Origin of the sequence: Nonomuraea gerenzanensis (genome assembly GCF_020215645.1) — a bacterium.
GTDB classification, from domain to species: domain Bacteria; phylum Actinomycetota; class Actinomycetes; order Streptosporangiales; family Streptosporangiaceae; genus Nonomuraea; species Nonomuraea gerenzanensis.
Genome location: NZ_CP084058.1, coordinates 2,488,229 through 2,504,103 on the forward strand (window position 1 = coordinate 2,488,229; position 15,875 = coordinate 2,504,103).

The 15,875-nt window shown below is 71.7% G+C and carries 10 protein-coding genes; 5 read left to right on the forward strand and 5 right to left on the reverse strand.

Annotated features, from left to right (window positions below):
* Nucleotides 1-234: 234 nt before the first annotated feature.
* From LCN96_RS11950 to holA, 5 genes are all read left to right on the forward strand, one after another.
* On the forward strand, nt 235-831 hold the full coding sequence (locus LCN96_RS11950; RefSeq protein WP_225272665.1) for an RNA polymerase sigma factor: 597 nt from the start codon (nt 235-237) through the stop codon (nt 829-831).
* Nucleotides 824-1,993 carry a CU044_5270 family protein gene (locus tag LCN96_RS11955; RefSeq protein ID WP_225272666.1) on the forward strand — a complete coding sequence of 390 codons (1,170 nt, stop codon included), beginning with the start codon at nt 824-826 and terminating at the stop codon, nt 1,991-1,993. Before LCN96_RS11950 ends, LCN96_RS11955 begins: the two co-directional genes overlap by 8 nt.
* 1,298 nt (nt 1,994-3,291) lie before the next feature.
* The gene (locus LCN96_RS11960) at nt 3,292-3,747 is read left to right on the forward strand and encodes a ComEA family DNA-binding protein (RefSeq protein WP_225272667.1); all 456 of its coding nucleotides are present in this window, start codon (nt 3,292-3,294) and stop codon (nt 3,745-3,747) included.
* Nucleotides 3,748-4,288: 541 nt separating this feature from the next.
* Nucleotides 4,289-6,613: a ComEC/Rec2 family competence protein gene (locus LCN96_RS11965; protein ID WP_225272668.1), complete on the forward strand. Its 2,325-nt coding sequence runs from the start codon at nt 4,289-4,291 to the stop codon at nt 6,611-6,613.
* Between the two features lie 361 nt (nt 6,614-6,974).
* Nucleotides 6,975-7,958 carry a DNA polymerase III subunit delta gene (gene holA / locus LCN96_RS11970; RefSeq protein WP_225272669.1) on the forward strand — a complete coding sequence of 328 codons (984 nt, stop codon included), beginning with the start codon at nt 6,975-6,977 and terminating at the stop codon, nt 7,956-7,958.
* Between the two features lie 124 nt (nt 7,959-8,082).
* Here holA and LCN96_RS11975 read toward each other — a convergent pair whose 3' ends face one another.
* The 5 genes from LCN96_RS11975 to LCN96_RS11995 all read right to left on the reverse strand — a co-directional run bounded on the left by LCN96_RS11975 (nt 8,083) and on the right by LCN96_RS11995 (nt 15,741).
* Nucleotides 8,083-8,427 carry a helix-turn-helix domain-containing protein gene (locus LCN96_RS11975; protein WP_225272670.1) on the reverse strand — a complete coding sequence of 115 codons (345 nt, stop codon included), beginning with the start codon at nt 8,425-8,427 and terminating at the stop codon, nt 8,083-8,085.
* Nucleotides 8,428-8,512: 85 nt separating this feature from the next.
* Nucleotides 8,513-9,205, reverse strand: coding sequence for an ABC transporter ATP-binding protein (locus LCN96_RS11980; RefSeq protein WP_225272671.1), 693 nt, complete (start codon nt 9,203-9,205; stop codon nt 8,513-8,515).
* Complete coding sequence (locus tag LCN96_RS11985) at nt 9,198-10,118, reverse strand: ABC transporter ATP-binding protein (protein WP_225272672.1); 921 nt, start codon at nt 10,116-10,118, stop codon at nt 9,198-9,200. Before LCN96_RS11985 ends, LCN96_RS11980 begins: the two co-directional genes overlap by 8 nt.
* A complete protein-coding gene (locus LCN96_RS11990) occupies nt 10,115-12,691 on the reverse strand; it encodes an FtsX-like permease family protein (RefSeq protein ID WP_225272673.1) in 2,577 nt (858 codons plus the stop codon). Before LCN96_RS11990 ends, LCN96_RS11985 begins: the two co-directional genes overlap by 4 nt.
* Nucleotides 12,688-15,741 (reverse strand): ABC transporter permease, encoded by a 3,054-nt coding sequence (locus LCN96_RS11995; protein WP_225272674.1) that lies wholly within the window; start codon nt 15,739-15,741, stop codon nt 12,688-12,690. The genes LCN96_RS11990 and LCN96_RS11995 overlap by 4 nt, the downstream gene beginning before the upstream one ends.
* Nucleotides 15,742-15,875: the final 134 nt, after the last annotated feature.

The following is a 15,875-nucleotide window of genomic DNA, read 5'->3' on the forward strand; positions in this document are numbered from 1 at the left end:
GGCGCCGCCGTCGGCCTCCTGACGCTTCCTCCAGGCGCCGCCGTCGGCCTCCTGGCCCCGCCTCCACCCGGTGTCCTTGAGGGCCGTCGCCGCGGCCACTCCCGTTTCTCTTCTCCTTGGACGCCTCATCCGAGCACGGCCACGATCTCCCGTGAACCATCTCCGGGCGCGGCGGTAAGTACGGGTGACCATGCTCACCCGTCGAGAGGCACCGAATGAAGGAGCGAACGGACCATGCCCGGACCACCCGCGACAGATGAGCAGCTCGCCGACACGGCACTGATCCGGCTGTCCTGGGAGGAACCGGAGGTCTTCGCCGGCGTCTTCGACCGGCACGCGCCGCTGCTGCACCGGTACGCCGCCCGGCGGCTCGGCCCGGACGCCGCCGAGGACGTGGTGTCGGAGACCTTCCTGGCCGCCTTCCAGCACCGTCACCGCTACGACGTCACCCAGGACGACGCCCGGCCCTGGCTCTACGGCATCGCCTCCAAAGTGATCGGGAAACGGCGGCGGGCCGAGATCACCCGGTATCGGGCGTACGCGCGCAGCGGCGTCCCTCCCGCGGAGCCGTCCGGCGGCCTCGTCGAGGACGGCGTGACGACGCTCGCGGTGAACCTCCCGCTCGTCGCCGCTCTCGCGGCGCTCCAGGCGAGAGATCGCGACGTGCTGCTCCTCGTGGCCTGGGCCGAGCTGACGTACGAGGAGGTCGCGCAGGCACTGGACATCCCTGTCGGCACCGTACGGTCGCGGCTCAACCGCGCTCGCAAAAAGGTCCGTCAGGCACTGGACCGCACATCCAAGACCCGCCGAGGGGGACAAGACGATGAATGACCTGACCGAGATCAAGCAACTCTGGCAGGACCAGCCCCCGGGCTCGCGCGAGGACCTCGCGGGCGCCCGCACCGCCCTGCTGGCGGCCGCCGCCCGTTCGACGGCGGCGCCTGTGTCCCCACCCCGCAGATACGGTCTGCGCATCGGAGTGGCCACGGGCCTGGCCGCCGCCCTGACCGCCGGCGTGATCGTCGCCCAGGTCGCCCTGGCAGGCTCACCGGCCTCGGACGGCATCACGGGCCTCGTCGCCGCCCCTCCGGCCAACGCCCAGCAACTGCTCACAGCCGCCGCCCAGGTGGCCGCCGCCGAGCCGGACCTGCGTCCCGGCCCCGGCCAGTACATCCACACCGAGCTGCGCGTCATGCGCTACCGGGCCGTCGGCTCCGCCGGCACACACCTCAGCGGCACCGAGGAGCGGTGGATCCCCGCAGCCGGAGCCAAGCAGTGGCTCATGCGCGAACACCAGGCCACTGCCGCCCCGGTCCCCGGCGTCCCGATGCCGACGCAGCAGGTGGCGACCCAGGGCACGGAGGACTCCCTGTACGAGTCGTCCTGCGCCACCGAGGCCGTCACCGAGTTGCAGATGAGCCGGTGGCCGGCCGACGTGGCGTTCCTGCGCGAACAGGTCCGCACGGAGGCCGCCAAGTACACGGCGATACCGGAGCGGCTACGCGAGTGGGACGCGGTCGGCACCCTGCTCCGCTCGGCGGTGTCCCGGCCGGGCCTCAGCGCGGCCCTCTACCGGGTCGCCGCCGAGATCCCGGGCATCACCCTCGTACCGGAGACCGTGGACGCCGCTGGTCGGGCGGGGATCGGCGTCGCGATCGAGCACGACGGCACCCGGTCGGAGCTCATCTTCGATCACCGGACCTTCGGGTATCTGGGGGAGCGGGAGGTGGCGATCGAGGACAGGAGCTCCACCATGCCTGTTCCGCCCATCTCCAGGAAGGAGTATGGCGATCTCAAGCGGCAGATGGTGGCTAAGGGGATGGATGCTGCTGAGGTGGTGCGGGAGCTGGAGCCGCTGCGGAAGAAGAGGACGGTGACCTTGTTCACGCCGCGGGGGGCGGTGATCAGCTCGTCTGCTGTGGTCAAGGTTGAGGTGGTGGATGCCTTGCCTCCGCTCTCGACGAAGGTGTCTCGCATGACCATCCCCTGCTGAGAGTTTGGTACCGGCATCGGTCTGATCGGCCGCATCCCGGCACTGGTGGTTATCGGCCGCATCCCGGCACCAGTGGTTTTGTTGCATCCTGTGCACCAGTGGTGCACGCATCGGCGCCGATCGGTCGCATCCACCGTGTATGGGCGCAAGCCACAGCGGCCGAAGGCTCCGTGTCGCGGGGGCACGGAGCCTTCGAGAGCGGGCACTGACCGCATCCCGCCCTCCCTCCACAACCTCGCCCCCACATCATCTCCTCCGTCCACAACCCCACCCCCGAACGACCTCCTTCCTCCACAAGCATCCTCCCCGACCCCCATCACCATCCACAGAACCCCGCTCGGCCTCATCGTCGGGCCCGCCCAGGCCATACGTTCTTCGCCGTGCGAACCCCCGACCCCACGGCAGAGCGCGCCATAGCCGAGTCCCGGCTACGGTCGATCACCACCCCTGCCCGCCGCCCCCGCCGCCTCCTCGGCCGTCCTCCATGGGGAACGGAAACCGCCACGGCCCACGCCCCGAAGCGCCACCGCAACTCCCCACAGCAGACACAGCAGGCCGCCACCGCCCCACAGCACCCCCATGGGGCCACCACCGCAAGCGCCGAGCACACAGGCGACGACATCAACCACCACCCTCTACCACCACATCCGCCCTCACCCCACCCACCGCCGCCCCACCCATGGCTTCCCGAACCGTCCCTGAATCAGCGGCTCCCCGACCACCTGCACCCATCGCAGCAGTGGCTACCTGCGCAGAAGCCATCTCCGCAGCGGCTACCTGGCTCCCAGCCATCCGACCAGCGCCCCTCGCGGCACCCGTCACCCGACAGAAGGCCGCCATACGCGACCCCCCTCGACGAGCGACCACCCACACCCTCGCCCCATCCCACCCCGGCACCGCTGCCCGATCCCGCGCTCGCCCCACTCACAACCCCAAGTCCCACCTACGCGCCGCTCAACCCCGACCTCGCACCGCCGCCAACCGCACCGCCGTCAACCGCGCCGCCGTCAACCGCGCCGCCGTCAACCGCGCCGCCGCCTACCTCCGCACCGCTCTCAATCCCAGCCCTCGCACGACTCCCCAAGCCCGTCCCCACCCCCACTACTCTCCCTGCCCCTCTCCAGGCCCTACGCGACGTCATCACCTCACAAGGCCCAGCCACCCTCGACCCAGGCAAGCCCGGCCTCCGTGTCCTGCTCGCCATAGGCGTCCTAGCGACAGCCGTCGCAGTCTTCTTCGTGTGGCAGTCGCGCCCATCCCCTCAGCCCCTGCCACCACCATCCACCTCACCAAGCCCGATGACCCAAGCAACCTCCCCAACCACCGCCACCACAAAAGTGACCGTCCACGTCACCGGCAAAATCCGCAACCCCGGCGTCTACCGTCTCCCCACAGGCGCACGAGTAGCGGACGCGGTAACAGCCGCAGGAGGCGTGTCCCGCACCGCCTCCACAGGCTCACTCAACCTGGCCAGACGTTTGATAGACGGCGAGCAGATAGTAGTAGGCGCCACTTCCCCCCAAGCAGCCTCACCAGCCCAACCTGCCACCGACCCCGCCACAACGATCCTGGACCTCAACTCCGCCACCCCAGACCAATTGGAGCAGCTCCCCGGCGTAGGCGAGGTCCTGGCCGCCCGCATCACCGAATTCCGCACCACCCGAGGCGGCTTCACCACCATCGACCAACTCCGCGAGGTAAGCGGCATAGGCCCAAGAAAATTCGAGGAGATCAAATCGAAGGTCCGAGTGTGACATGCCCGCCCCTCACCAGGACGAGATCCGCCAACCCCCCACCCACCCAGGCCAGGACAAAACCCCCGCAGACCCCGCCAGCACCCCTGACAAACCGGTACACGCATGGCCCCTCGCCCTCCCCGCCCTAGCGGCGTGGGCAACCGCCCTGACTCTCCTCACCTGCCCACCCCTCGCCGGCGTGCTAGTCGCCACCACCGCAGCCCTAACCGCCACCGCCGCAGCCTGGCTCACGAGACCAAAGCCCAACCTCCCCCCACCGCGAGCCCCATCCACCGAGCCTCCGGCCACCGCCCCGTCGGCACCACCATCAAGCGTGCTCAACACCGCGCCGCCCGCAGGGCCACAGAGCGTCCTCAACACCACCGCACCCCCTCACCCCACACCCCGGACCTCCACGGCAAGAACCAACCGGAGGTGGCACGACGCCGAAAAGGCCGGCTGGCGCAACATCCTCATAGCCACGCTCATCTGCACAGCAGCGTCCTCAGCCTCGACCGCCCTCCGCATCCACGCCCTGACCACCAGCCCAGCAGCGAAGTTGGCCGACAAGAACGCCTACATCACCGCTCACCTCACCCTGACCGACGACCCAGAACGCCGCCCCAACACCAACGCCCGCTTCGCCCAGCAGAGCTACGTAGTTTCCGCAAACCTCAAACTCATCCAAACCCCCACCACCAGACAAACCATCAACCTCCCCATCAAGGTCTTCGCCACCGGCCAAGCCTGGGCCTCCCTCCTCCCCACCCAAGACGTAGAAGTCACCGGCCGCCTGGCAACACCAACCCCCGGCACCCTGGAAGCAGCAACACTCCTGGTCCGAACCCCACCCCGAGTCCTCTCACCCCCATCAGCCCTCCACACAGCAGCGGGCGCCATCAGAGCAGGCCTCCGCTCCGCCGCCGACGTCCTCCCACCGGACCAGCGCGGCCTCCTGCCGGGCCTCGTCGTCGGCGACGTCTCCCGCATGGACCCCCAGGTGTCCTCCGACCTCAAGGAAGCGGGCCTGAGCCATCTCAACGCCGTTTCAGGCGCCAACTTGGCGATCGTCGCAGGCGCAGCCCTCGCCCTCTCCCGCCTGATCGGCCTTTCGCTCCCGCTGAGGGCGATCTTCGCCGCCGTGGCGATGCTCGCGTTCACAGTGGTCGCCCGGCCGTCCCCAAGCGTGCTCCGCGCCCTGCTCATGGGCCTCGCCGCAGCCATCGCCATGGGCACCGGCCGCTCGAAGGACGGCTTCGCAGCCCTTTCCGCCACGGTCCTCTTCCTGGTCCTCTTCGCCCCCGAACTGGCCGGCTCATACGGCTTCGCCCTCTCCGTCACAGCCACCGCCGGCATCCTCCTCCTAGCCCCACGCTGGCGAGACAAGCTGTCACACGCACAAGATCAGAAACCCCCTCTGCAAGATTCGGAACGCGTCCCTGACGCCCGCGTGCTCGACCCCGAGCAACGCTGTGCGCATTTGTCCGGCCCCGAGCACACCCATGCGCCCGGCCCCGGGCACACCCGGACGCCCGATCCTGAGCACACCCGGACGCCCGGCCACGGACAACGCCTCAACGTGATGGAAGAAAGCACTGCCGCCCGACAGCAGGCCCACACCAGCTCCGAGCCGCCCCACCGACCGCTGCCCCGATACAGGCTCCCCCGCTGGCTGGCCGAAGCCGTAGCCGTACCGGCGGCCGCCCAGCTGGCCGTGACGCCCGTCCTGGTACTTATGGCAGGCCAACTGACCCCCGTAGCGGTGATCGCAAACCTGCTCGTCGCGCCCGCCGTAGCACCCGCGACCCTCCTCGGCTTCGGCGCCGCGCTGGTGGCGCCCGTGTGGCCGGATGCGGCGAGGCTGCTGCTGATCCCCGCAGGGTACGCGGTCGGCTGGATCATCATGGTGGCACGCTGGGCGGTGAGCCTGCCCTTCGCCACCGTGCCATGGCCTGCCGGCTGGCCGGGGCTCGGGCTGCTCCTGCTGGCAGCGCTTCTGGCGATCCCCATCCTGAGACGCCGGGCGTGGCGAGCCATGGCGATGACGGCAGCCGTGGCCGCTCTCGTGGCGGTCCTGGCGATCCGCCCCATCATCGGCCCATGGCCTCCCAAGGGATGGCTGATGGTGATGTGCGACGTGGGACAGGGCGACGGCCTGGTCGTCTCGGCCGGACAGAACCGCGGAGTCGTAGTGGACACGGGACCGGATCCAGTCGCCATGGACCGCTGCCTGCGCCGAGTCGGCGTCGAAGACGTGCCCTTGCTCGTCCTCACGCATCCCCATGCCGACCATGTGAACGGCCTGGCAGGCGTCCTCAGGAACCGGCGAGTCGGAGCGGTCCTGGTCAGCCCCCACCGGATCGGCCCGCACTCCGTGGCCCGAATATCGGCCACGCTGAGGCGCCACCGGGTACCCGAATGGACGGCTCCGCCGGGAACACGCTGGCGCTTCGGCCCATCGGAGCTGACCGTGCTGGCTCCAGATCCTGCCGATGGCGAGATGGACGGGCGAAGTGAGGGGAGCGCCATCAACAATGCGAGCGTGGTCCTGCACGTGCGCTGGCGTTCCGGGTCGATCCTGCTCGGCGGCGATCTGGAAACGGAGGCCCAGGACGACCTGCTGCGGCGGCTCCCCGTACGGGCTGATCTCCTCAAGACACCGCATCACGGATCCAACAGGCAATCTCCGGCATTCCTGGCCTCGCTGGGGGCGCGAGCGGCGCTGATCAGCGTGGGAGCTGAGAACGACTACGGCCACCCCGCCACGTCCACGCTGGCCCTCTTGCGCAGTCTCGGCCTGGCCGTGTACCGGACGGATCAGTCAGGTGACCTGGCAGTCGTCGAACGAGAAGGAGGAATGGCGGTGGTCCCGCGTGGACCGTGACTGGCGGTGGGTTGTGGTGGACGCAGCACGGCGGTGGGTCGCGGTGAGCGGATCGCGCTGGAGGGTCGTGGTGAGCGGGCCGTGCTGGAGGGCCGCGCTGGAGGGTCGTGGTGAGCGGGCCGTGCTGGAGGGCCGCGTGGGAGGGTCGTGGTGAGCGGGTCGTGGTGAGCGGATTGCGCGCTGATGGGTCGTAGTCGGTGGTCCACAACGCTAGCTAGGCCCTGATCAGCCGACGCACCGGTGGGTCGTGTTCGGCGGAGCGCGGCGGCAGGTCGTGATGTGCAGAGCGCGGGCGCCGGTCCGTGACTGCTTCTGGGGAGAAGACAGAACATCAAGTACCAGGTTGTCGGCGGCGCATGGCATGCTGCCTGACATGGCGGGAACCGATCCAGCACCTGTGACCTTGGTCGTCGGCGACGAGGAGTTGCTGGCCGAGCGGGCGGTGAGCGGCGTCGTGGCGGCGGCGCGGGCCGCCGATCCCGGCGCTGAGGTGCATGACCTCCTCGGCAGCAAGGTCACGACGGGTGAGCTCACGCAGCTCACCTCGCCGTCGCTTTTCGGTGATCGATCCGTGGTGGTGATCAGGTCCGCACAGGACCTGGCGAAGGAGGTCATCACCGAGATCGTGACGTACGCCAAGCGGCCCTCCGAAGACGCCGTGATGGTCCTGTCGCATCCGGGCGGGGTGAAGGGCAAGGCGCTGGTCGACGGGGTGAAGAAGGCCGGGGCCAAGGTGATCACGATCAACAAGGTCACCAAGGCTGGGGAGCGGCTGGAGTTCATCAAGGGCGAGTTCAAGCGGGCCGGGCGGAGCATCTCCGGCGACGCGGCGCAGGCGTTGCTCGACGCCGTGGGGAACGATCTGCGGGAGCTGGCCGCCGCGTGCAGTCAGCTGGCGTTCGACACCGAGGACAAGACGATCAGTGCGGCTGCGGTGGCCCGGTATCACAAGGGGCGGGCGGAGGTCACCGGGTTCAACGTCGCCGACTCGGCCGTGGAGGGGCGGCTGGCGGACGCTCTGGAGCAGTTGCGGTGGGCGCTCGGCACCGGGGTCGCTCCTGTGCTGCTGGTGAGCGCGCTGGCCGGGGGGCTGCGGTCGCTCGCCAAGGTGGGCAGCGCGCCGCGTAACCTGCGGGGCGGGCAGTTGGCCAGTCACGTCGGCATGCCGCCGTGGAAGGTGGATCGGGTGCGGCGGCAGCTCAATGGCTGGGGGCCGGAAGGGCTGGCGACGGCGATCCAGGCTGTGGCGAGTGCGGATGAGCAGGTCAAGGGTGGGGGAGCGGATCCGGCGTACGCGCTGGAGCATACGGTGCAGGTCATCGTGGCCAGCCGCACCGGGCGGTAGCTGACGTCCGCGCGAGGGTTTGCTAGGAGCCCTGACGTGGGCGCGAGGGTTTGCTAGGAGCCCTGACGTCGGCGCGAGGGTTTGCTAGGCGCCCTGACGTCCGCGCGAGAGGGCTCGCTCGCTTTCACGTCCGTGTGCTCGCGTCCGTACGGCAAGGCGGCACTGGTGTCCGTGCGGCAATCAGCCCTGCCCGTTCCAGCGTGTCCACGCGCGCTGTCATCCCGGCCGGTGGGAGGAGCAGGTCCGCGGCCAGCTCGGACGGCGTTGCGGAGCCGCCGCGTGCCGTGAGGCGGTGCAGGGTCTCGAACTCGTAGCGGTCCTGCGCGCCCACCTCCGCCAGCGCCACCTCCTTCGTGTGGGACAGGTGCCGCACGAGGAACTGCATGCGCGTCACGATCGCCTCCACCCGTTCGTCGAACGGTGCCTCGCCGCGCCAGCGGGCCAGATGACGATCGACCGAGTCCTCCATGGGGGGCGATCACACGTTGGCGAGTAACAAAACATTCGCTAACGAAGAATGGTGCGACGGTGGTGGAAGACGCTCGCTCAAGCATCTACGTGCGCGCAGCCTCCCGCACCACCCCATCGCTGATCTCCAGCACCCGATCCGCCAACGTCATCAACCCAGGATCATGCGTGGCCACCAACGCCGTAACCCCCTCACTCCGCACCACCGCCCGCAGCAACTCCATGATCTGCCGCCCGGTCTGCGAGTCCAACTGCCCCGTAGGCTCATCCGCCACCAGCAACCGCGGCCGATTGGCCAGCGACCTGGCGATCGCCACCCGCTGCCGCTGGCCCCCGGACAACTCATAGGGCCGCTGGTTGACATGCCGCTCCAGCCCCACCAGCGCGAGCAGCATCCGTACGCGATCCTCCCGCTCCGCCACCGGCGTCCGCAGCAGCCGCATCGGCACCCCGACGTTCTCCGCCGCCGACAACACGGGGATCAGCCCGAACGACTGGAACACGAACCCGAGCACGTCCCTGCGCACCCCCAGCAGCTCGTCCTCCGACATGGCCGTGATCTCGCGCCCGTCCACCACCACGCGCCCGGCGTCGGGCCGGTCCAGGCCGCCGATCTGGTTGAGCAGGGTCGTCTTGCCCGAGCCTGACCGGCCGCGGATCGCGACCAGCTCCCCGGGCAGCACAGAGAAGGACACGTCCCGCAGCGCCACGACCTCCTTGGGCCCCGTGCGGTAGACCTTGCGCAGCCCTTCGACCAAGACCAGGGGTGAGTCAGTCATGGGTGGGCTCCTCTCGGGCGGGCCATACGCCGATATGGTCGGATTCGAGTTCGAGGCGGACCCGGCGTTCCATGTCGAGGGCGTTCATGAAGTCGCGGGGGAGCTGGAGGCGTCCCACCCGGTCGAGCACGGCGTACTCCTCGGCGATGATCTGCCCCTCGGCGCCCTCGCGCCGCAGGGTCTCGCTGCTGGTGCGGCCGTCGCGGATGCCCACCGTCCGGTCCACCTGCTCCGAGACCAGCGGGTCGTGCGTGACGATGACCACGGTCACCCCCAGCTCCCTGTTGGCCTTGCGCAGCGCGTCGAACACCTGCTCCGACGTCTCGCTGTCGAGCTCGCCCGTCGGCTCGTCGGCCAGGATGAGCTGCGGGGAGTTGGCCAGGGCGACGGCGATGGCCACGCGCTGCTGCTCGCCGCCCGACAGCTCGGCCGGCCTGCGGCCCGCACAGGAGGCGACGCCGAGCAGTTCAAGCAGCTCCAGGGCCCGCCCCTTGCGCGCGGCGCGCGCCAGCTTCATGGGCAGCTCGACGTTCTCGCGCGCGGTCAGGTACGGCAGCAGGTTGCGCGCCGTCTGCTGCCAGATGAACCCGACCACGGAGCGCCGGTAGCGCAGCCGGTCCTTGGCGCTCATCGACAGCAGGTCCATCCCCGCCACCCTGGCCACGCCGGCGGTCGGCACGTCCAGCCCCGACAGCACGTTCAGCAGCGTCGACTTGCCGGACCCGGACGCCCCGACGACGGCGACCAGTTCGCCCTTGTCGATCACCAGGTCCAGGCCCTGCAGCGCGACGACCTCGACGCCCTCGGTCTTGTAGATGCGCACGAGGTTGTCGCACACGATGTGCGCGTCGCCGCCGAACGCGGCGGCGGGCCGTCCGGCCTTGGCTTCCAGCTCTGACAGGGTCGGGTTCATGGGAGGTCTCCCACTCGGAGTACGGTGCCGAGGCTGCGGCGCCGGCTGATGGCGGTGTGCGCGTACGCGCCGAGCACGGCGACGGCGGCCAGCCCGGCCGTCAGCGCGCCGGGCAGGAGCAGGTCGAGCGAGTAGTCGCCGACGGGCAGGTCACCGGCGTACGACGACAGGTCCACGCCGGGCCCGAGCGCGGCGGGCAGCCCGAGGCCCAGGCCCAGCCCGACCAGCGCGGTGACGAGGATCATGGGCAGGATCTCCAGGACGGTCAGGCGCTGCGCCTGCCGTTCCGACAGGCCCAGCGTGCGCAGGAACGACACCGCCCGCGCCCGCTCCGCGGCCCCGATCACCAGCGACAGGACGACGGCGATCAGCGCGTACGCCGCCAGCGCCACCGTCACGATCACCAGCGTCCAGCGCACCGTGCTCGTCAGCGGATCGTCCTGGATGGCCCGCAGAGCGCTCTCCTGGGAGGTGACGACGGCCGACGGGACCAGCCGCGCCAGCTCGGGAAGCGCGGCCTCCCCCTGGATCAGCAGCGTGTTCACGGCGGGCCTGGTCTGCACCCCGATGGGCACGACCAGGAACTTGCCCTCGGTGTAGAACCCGGGCACCGACGCGACGACGCCGCGCGTGGCCAGCTTGAGCCGAGACTGCCAGCCGATCTCGAACGTGCCGCGCCCGCGCAGCTCCGGCGAGACGAGCGCGCCGTCGGACAGCGGGGGCAGGCCGACGGGGGCGCCGTCGAGGAGCCGCCGCCACTGGGCCACGTCCACGGCGATGGCCTCGGCCTGCTCGGCGCCGTAGCCGACCTGCACCCGTCCCGTCTGCGCGAGCACGACCCGCTCGACGCCGGCCAGGCGGCGCACCCGCTCGATCGCCTCGGCCGGGATCTCGCTCTCCGAGGTCACCCTGATCGGCGCGCCCACCTGCTGCCAGGACGCCGTCCGCTGCGTGGTCGCGATCCCGTCGGAGACCACGGCCGCGAACACGGACACGCCCAGCGCCGGCAGCAGGATCAACACGGGCAGCAGGCTGCCGGACCGGGCCCTGGCCGCCCTGGTCAGCCCCAGGAACGGGACCGCCGCCCGGCCGCGCGAGGTCAGCCGGACGAGCAGCCGCAGCGGGTAGGGGTAGCACCGCAACGTGATCAGCGCCGCCGCCGCGGTCAGCGCGACCGGCACCACGAGCAGGAACGGGTCCTGCCCGCCGGACGCGCTCAGCCCTCTGGCCCGCAGCAGGTACGCCCCCGCCAGCGCGAGCCCCACGACGAGCACCTCCAGCGTGATCCGCTTGGCGGACGGCCGGGCGGTGGCCACGTCGTCGCGGGAGCCGCGCAGCGGCGTGCGGTGCACGCGCGCCGAACGCCCGGCGGCGAAGAGCACGGCCACGACCACCACGATCACCGGCCCGGCATGCACGATCGGCAACGCGGGCCCGGGCACCAGGAACGCCAGCGCGTACCCGATCAGCGCCGCGGGCACCACCGCCAGCCCGGTCAGGGCCGCGGCCGTGCCCGCCACCTGCGGCAGCGACCCGCCGCGCGCCCGCGCCAGGCTCAGCGGGTGGTCCAGCCGGTCGCCCAGGAGCTGCACGGCCAGCACGATCACGCCCAGCGCGACCGCCAGCAGCCCGCCGAGCACCAGGTACATCACGGTCTGCGCGGTGGACAGCGCGGCCAGGAAGTCGCCGAGCAGCTTGGGCAGCGCGGTCTCGACGTGGTACGGGCTGCCGGTGGTCTGCAAGCCCACCACCCGCGCGAACTCGGCGACGGCCGCCCGCAGGCCGGGCACGTCCAGCGCGTCGGCGGCCCGCGCGTCGAGGGGCAGGACCCAGCGGTAGGACAGGTTGCGCCCCTCGCCGCTGAGCGCGCTCAGCCCGGCGTCGGACATCAGCGTGGTGATGTGCTTGACGTGGTCCTTGCCGCCGGGCGGCTGCTGCTCGATGACGTGGAGGAGGTCGGATTCGTGTGACCAGGAGCGGTCGCCCGGATCCTTGGCCCGGAAGACGCCGACGATCTGCACGGCGGCGTAGTCGTTCTCGCCGAGGGTGATCGTCTGGCCGAGCCGCAGGCCCATCTCGGGCAGTGCCTCCTCCACGACCCCGACCTCGAAGACGGGGATCGTCTCGCCCTCGTGACGCGCCGTCGCGGGGGCGCCCGGCGCCCGCCCCTGGACCCAGTCCACACGCCGGTCGGCGTCGGAGAGCCAGCCCAGGTTGACGTACATGCCGCCGCTGGTGCCCGTGACCGGCGTGAGCGAGGTCTTGGCGCTCATGTGACCGGCGCCGGCGGTCAGCGGGCGCAGCCGGGCGGGCAGGATCTCCCGCCAGAGGCGTTCGCGGGTGTCGAACTGGGCGCGTTCGCGCAGGTCCTCGGCCTGCCCGTGGGACTCCACGGTCACCGTCAGGTCAGTCTGGGCGGCGGGGGCGGCGCTCAGCGCGCGGCGCAGGGCCTCGTCGTAGGAGCCCTGCATCGCCCTCGGCAGGCCCGCGACCAGCACACACGCGCTCAACGTGAGCACGAAGAGCACGGCCACCGTGCCCAGGTGCACCCGGGCGAGCAGCCGGATCCTCACTGTTCCTCCCGGAGGCCGTGACCCTGGCGGCGCACGTTGCGCGCCAGCCCGGCGACGATCGCGAACAGCACCGCCGCCACCAGCGCCAGCATCGCGGCGGTGGCCGCCCACGGGATGTCGAGCAGCACGCCCGGGGTGACGGCCGCGGCCTGGCCGGTCAGCACGATGTGCGGCACCACCAGCACGCCGACGACGACCGCCAGCCCGGTGCCCGCCGCCAGCGACAGCCCCACCACGAACGTCTGCTCCACCGCCAGCATCCCGAGCACCTGCCTGGAGCTGCCGCCGAGCGCTCGCAGGATCGCGAACTCCGCCAGCCGTTCCCGCGCCGCGACCGTCGCGTTGACCAGGAACCCGAGCGCCGCGAACACCAGCGCCGCCATGAACCCCAGCATCAGCGCCCCCTGCAGCCCGCTGGCCAGCGGGTCGTCGCGCAGCGTGGCCGCCAGCGCCCGCTCGTCGAGCGCGGTCACGTCCCACTCGGGACGGCCGCCGAGCGCGGCCACGGCGGGCGCGGTGTCGCCGGCGGCCAGCCACCACTCCGTGGCGGGCCGGGGGAGCTGCGCCGCGGCCAGGTCGTGCGCCTGCATCGTCGCCCAGTCGGCGAGCATCGCCTGCTGCCCGGCCGGGGTCGTGGGCATCGTCTCCACCACGCCCACGACCTCGATCTGGGTGACCCGGCGGTCGATGGCGGCGGCGCCGCTCTGCCCGACGTCCAGCTTGAGCGCGGCGGCCAGGCCGGCGGTGAGCACCACGGGCATCGGGCCCGGCGCGGGCCGCCGGACGAAGGGGGTCATCGTGTCGCCGCTGACGTTCATCGTGAGCGGGGGCGCCTGCACCGGCCGCCCGTCGGCGGTCAGCGCGCGGAGCGTCAGGCTCGCGGGGCTGTCCTGCGCGCTCGCGACCAGGCCGAGCAGAGACACGGGGTACGTGATCGTCCCGCTCCGGCCTGCCAGGGCGCGCAGGTCCACCTCGACCTGGTTCGTCCCCTGCTTGAGCAGGCCGAGTGACACGTCGCGCCAGACGCCGAGCCCATCGGACAGCACCAGCCGCAGCGGCACGTCCGCGCTCGCCTCGGCGGTCAGCACCAGCCCGGCAGGCCGTCCGGGCAGCTCCAGCCCGCCGGCCCGGTCGCCCGCCAGCGAGCGCGACAGCTCGCCGACGCTCTGCGCCGACAGGTCGGGACGCAGGTGGAACAGCTCGCCCAGCTTGCCCGCGTCGAGCGCGAGCAGCGTCGCGTTCTCCCCGCTCACGTCGATCTGCCCGCGGAATCCCGGCGAGGCCGCGGTGACGCCGGGCAGCGCGGCGAACGCCGTGCCGCGCCCGAGCGCGCCCAGCTCGGGGCCGTCCGCGGGCCCCGAGAGCCGCAGGTCGGCGCCCGCCTGGTGGCGGGCCTGGTCGAGCTGCGAGGAGCGCCAGGTCGAGGCCGTGGCCAGGGAGACGATGCCGATCGCGATCGCCATCGTGAGCAGCAGCGCGGGCCCGGCGTAGTTCAGCGGTCGCCTGCTCACCTGCCACGCGCCGAGCGCGGGGGCCAGCGTGGGCCGCCTGGAGGTCACCCGCTCGGCCAGCCGCGACAGGCGCGGCACCAGCCGCAACCCCAGCATGCCGCCCGTGAGCAGGGCCAGGGCGGGCCCGGAGATGATCAGCGGGTCGATGCCCAGCCCGCCCGCCGCCGTCGCGGTCACGGGCGCGCCGTAGCGCTGGAGCTGCCAGATGGCCAGCCCGGCCACGACCAGCAGCGCCAGGTCCGCGCCCGCCCGCTCGATCAGGCCGCGCCCGCCGCCGCGCCCGCGCGCCGACTGCTCCTCCACGTACGTCCGCCGCGCGCCCGCCAGCGCGGGCAGCACCAGCAGCACGGCCGCGGCCAGCGCCACCCCGAACGAGACGAGGAACGTGCCCGTGTCGGCCACCGGCGCCAGCCGCACCCCCGAGGCCCTGATCCACGGCAGCCGGTTGACCAGCGCGAGCAGCGGCGGCCCCAGGAACGGCGCCACCACCGCGCACGGCAGCGCCACCAGCAGCGCCTCGCCGCCCGCCAGCGCCGCCAGCCGCATCGTGCCCGCGCCGCGCGAGCGCAGCAGCGCCACCTCCATGCGGCGGTGGTCGGCCAGCAGCCGCGCGGTGAGCATCAGCGCGTACGCGGCCAGCAACAGCAGCTGCAGCACCGGGATCAGCATGGTGGAGCGGGCCACCAGGGAGGCGGTGTCGAGCTGGGTGAGCATCTCGGGCAGGTGGCTGGTGGCCACGCAGCTCGCGCAGCCGCCGGCCTTCAGCCGCTCCTCCACCTGGGCGATCGCGCCGGCCAGCGGGCGCAGCTGCTCGGGGGTGAGCGTGCGCAGGTCGGGCACGGCGGTCCAGGTGGCGTTGACGTTCGTGGCGAAGCGGGCCAGGAAGGTCTCGCGGGGCACCATGAGCGGCCCGTAGGTGGTGAAGTCGCCGCGCTCCACGCCCCTGCTGAGGAGCTGCTCGCCGGCCCAGCGCTCGCCGAACGGGTCGTTGAGCTGGAAGACGCCCGCCACGCGCACCCGGACGGGCCGGGGGTCGAGCCGCCCGCGCGTGGTGAACTCCTGCCCCGCCTCGAACCCGCTCGCCGACGCGGCCGACAGCGAGATCGCCACCTCGACCGGGTCGCCGCCGGGTTTCGGCCAGGCCCCGGAGACGAGCCTGGCGTGCCGGTCGAGCCCGTCGTAGCTGCCGAACCTGAGCAGTTCGGGCCGCTTGTCCGCCTCCTGGCCGGGCATGGCGTAGGAGTCGGAGCGGAAGCTGGTGGTGAGGGCGGGCTCGGCGGCGTAGGCGCGGGCGAGCGCGGTGCGTACGACCTGGTCGAACCTGGGGAACGTCTCGGCCGTCACGGGGGCGCTGATGGTGGCCGCGGTCTGCGCGTACGAGGCCGTCTCCATCGTCCTGCGGACCCCGGCCTCGGCGATGGAGGAGGCGTACATGGTCAGCGCGACCAGCGTGGTGGTCGCCAGCAGGATCGAGCCGAGGGCGGCCAGGAGGAGCAGCGGCTCGCTGAACGCCCTCTTGACGACCAACGGCCCCCGCATGTGTCCCCCTTCACCCGTTTAGTGCACCATCGGGCAGGTGCGAGAGCGGGAGCAAGGGATCTTCGGAACGGTGACGCACCCGATACGGGCGTGTGATATCGAAACTGTGACAAAACCCGGCAAAAAACAACGCC

Coding starts and splice junctions, on each gene's coding strand:
- LCN96_RS11950 (WP_225272665.1), top strand. CDS start 235: ATGCCCGGACCACCCGCGACAGATGAGCAGCTCGCCGACACGGCACTG.
- LCN96_RS11955 (WP_225272666.1), top strand. CDS start 824: ATGAATGACCTGACCGAGATCAAGCAACTCTGGCAGGACCAGCCCCCG.
- LCN96_RS11960 (WP_225272667.1), top strand. CDS start 3,292: ATGACCCAAGCAACCTCCCCAACCACCGCCACCACAAAAGTGACCGTC.
- holA (WP_225272669.1), top strand. CDS start 6,975: ATGCTGCCTGACATGGCGGGAACCGATCCAGCACCTGTGACCTTGGTC.
- LCN96_RS11975 (WP_225272670.1), bottom strand. CDS start 8,427: ATGGAGGACTCGGTCGATCGTCATCTGGCCCGCTGGCGCGGCGAGGCA.
- LCN96_RS11980 (WP_225272671.1), bottom strand. CDS start 9,205: ATGACTGACTCACCCCTGGTCTTGGTCGAAGGGCTGCGCAAGGTCTAC.
- LCN96_RS11985 (WP_225272672.1), bottom strand. CDS start 10,118: ATGAACCCGACCCTGTCAGAGCTGGAAGCCAAGGCCGGACGGCCCGCC.
- LCN96_RS11995 (WP_225272674.1), bottom strand. CDS start 15,741: ATGCGGGGGCCGTTGGTCGTCAAGAGGGCGTTCAGCGAGCCGCTGCTC.